The organism is Sphaerisporangium sp. NPDC088356 (assembly GCF_040685555.1).
Classification (GTDB): Bacteria; Actinomycetota; Actinomycetes; order Streptosporangiales; family Streptosporangiaceae; genus Sphaerisporangium.
The window spans coordinates 1-2,486 of the sequence record NZ_JBFBIK010000251.1; the positions used below are offsets into that span (position 1 = coordinate 1).

Consider the following 2,486-nt stretch of genomic DNA (forward strand, 5'->3'; position numbering starts at 1 on the left):
CGGAAGCCGATCTTGTGCGACGCCAGCCACGTGAGGATGCCGCGCGCCTTCCACGACAGACGGCCGTCTCTGATCCACTTGTTGCTGAGCATCGTGAAGTTGTCGGACGGGAGTTCTGCGCGACGGATACTCATCGCTCGCCCGCTTCCGCCGAGTGCACCGAGGCGGGGACGACGGAGGGGACGAAGCAGGGGACGTAGGTGAGGACGAACAGGGGACGAGAGTGGGGACGGCAGACCCGACGAACTCGGGGACGCAGGCCGATCCTGACGGGGACGAGACGGGGACGGTCCTCACGATCAGAGGGGACCGAGTTGGGGACGGACCCCTCCGAAGAGGGGACCGACATGGGGACGAACGAGGGGACGAAGGTCGTCACGCAGCACCAGCCATGTCCGCCAGATCCGTCTGGCCGTCGAGCTGATCTGCGGAAATCTCATCCTTGAGAACTCGAAGAAGCTGCGTAGCGCGAGCCGTAGAGACAGGCTGAACCTTCTCCCTGATCGCGGTCAGCAGGTTGTCACGAGTGAGGGGACGACCCTCGTCAGCGAGAGCCTTAGCAACCTCGCGTCCCGCAGGAAGGAGGTCCTCGACGTTGGGGAGGGGACGCTTCTTCTCGGGGACGGTCCCCTTCTTGGTCCCCTGGCGAGTGCGGGGACGAGACGTCTTGGGAGTAGGGGAAGAAGGAGGGGACGGCTGCTCTGTGACTGCCGAAATTTCGGGGACGACGATCGTCTCGCCCTCGGGGACCGTCTCCTCAACAGGGAGCGAAACGCTCGTCTCCGTCCCCACGGGAGCCAGCTCACCAAGCTTGTAGAGAGCACGCTCCCGACGAGTCGCCTTCCAACGCCACAGACGCCCGTACCGGTCCTGAAGCTCGGTCTTGGCGAGGACACGGTCACGCTCACGCTGAAGCGCCAGCGGGTAGCTGCGGATCTCCCAGAGGATCATTCGACGCCACAGAGAGAACGTCGACGGGAGCGCGAGGATCCAGCGTGACTTGCGGATGCTGTCCATCCGCGTGGCCGAAGACAGACCGGCACGCTTGCGGAGGACGTGAGCGCCTACCTCTACGGCGATGACCCACAGGAGCGGAAGGATTGCGTGCGCCACGATGGCGAAGGCGTCCGTCTCCCCCGCGATGTTGAGGTAGATGGTCGCTGCGGTGAGTGCCCAAGGGATCATGCGGAGGAACCGCACTCGCATGCCGAGACGGCACAGGACGATGTCCAGCACGGAGAAGACGGCGATGCCGAGGTCAATGCCGAGCGGCACGGTCCAGGCGAACCAGCCGAACGAGGGGACGGCAGCCGTGGCCACCTTCTCGAAGCTGTTGACGAAGCCGATCAGGCCGAGCACGAGAGTGACCGCGCCGATGACGGCGGAGGTAGTGAACTCGCCCTGAGTCAGCGGACGAGGAGTCTCGGTGGAAGCCTCAACGCCGATGGGAGACGTGTCGTCAGTCCCAATTGGCCTGTGGTCTGCATCGTGGATATGGTTAAGCAAGGGTTTATCTCCCTGGTGATAGCAGGTGGATTGACCTAGGCCTTGAGCTGGTGTTGACGCACCGGCTCAGGGCCGAATTTGTTGTTAGGGGACAGGATTACCGAAGAGTCGCAACGACCCTCGTAGGTCTCAACAAGCTCCAGAAGCACTCCGACAGACCGACCTAGGGCCGAGGTCTGAAGATCGTCGCTGGGCAGCTTGTAGCCGTGCTGCTCCAGTACCTTGATGACGTCGTAGATCAGACCATTGGTGAACCGGTTGTCGCCGATCTGAGCCGACATGTCGCTGCCTCCAAGGCCTGCGCAACATCCCGTGTTCCGCAGTAGCTGCCGTTGGTCAGCTTGAGCACGGCGTATTCGAGGCTCTTGTCGGCGAAGCCCCGGTGCTGCCCCATCCAGGCGTTGACGCCCGCCGCGTAGTCGTCCAGGGCCTGGCGCGTTCCGGGGCCGAGCAGGCTCACCTCCCGCTCCGCCGTACGCCGCCAGCCGAGGGTGCGCACCACCTTGTCCACGTCGAGCGTGGACGTGCCGAACAGCTCCGACAGGCGGCCCGCCGTGGTCTTGCGGCGGAAGTCCATCTCCCAGAACCGGTCCTGGGCGTGGACGTAGCCCTGCGCCCTGAACAGGTCCTGCGGGTTGTCCGCGTAGATCTGCGGGATGCCGTGACCGTCGCGCAGGACGGTCACCTTCGCGCTCAGGCCGGGGAGCCTGAGCTCGCCGTCGAGCTGCGGGAAGGACCTGCGTACCGTCCACACACCCACCCCGGCGAGGACGATCGCCAGCACCAGGACGGCGGTGAGGACGCGTGCCCCCCATCGGAGCGGGCGGGGAAACCGAGCAAAGGGGGCAATCCTCAAGATTCACGGACCTTTCATGACATGTGCGCATCACAGTATCGGGCCCGGTCTATGTGCGATTGATTACCAAGTGGTCGCTGTTTGACCACCCTCCAGCGCTCAGCGCTTCTCGGGGGGCGCGCCG

The 2,486-nt window shown here is 64.6% G+C and carries 3 protein-coding genes; all 3 read right to left on the minus strand.

Features of this window, described 5'->3' with window-relative positions; genetic code table 11:
- Positions 1-375: 375 nt before the first annotated feature.
- Genes AB0O34_RS36625 through AB0O34_RS36635 form a run of 3 tightly spaced genes read right to left on the minus strand, consistent with a single transcriptional unit; the run spans position 376 to position 2,362 of the window.
- On the minus strand, positions 376-1,506 hold the full coding sequence (locus AB0O34_RS36625) for a DUF2637 domain-containing protein (RefSeq protein ID WP_363923577.1): 1,131 nt from the start codon (positions 1,504-1,506) through the stop codon (positions 376-378).
- A 35-nt stretch (positions 1,507-1,541) separates the two neighbouring features.
- Complete coding sequence (locus AB0O34_RS36630) at positions 1,542-1,787, minus strand: hypothetical protein (RefSeq protein WP_363923579.1); 246 nt, start codon at positions 1,785-1,787, stop codon at positions 1,542-1,544.
- Positions 1,745-2,362, minus strand: coding sequence for a penicillin acylase family protein (locus tag AB0O34_RS36635; RefSeq protein ID WP_363923581.1), 618 nt, complete (start codon positions 2,360-2,362; stop codon positions 1,745-1,747). Before AB0O34_RS36635 ends, AB0O34_RS36630 begins: the two co-directional genes overlap by 43 nt.
- Between the last annotated feature and the right edge of the window lie 124 nt (positions 2,363-2,486).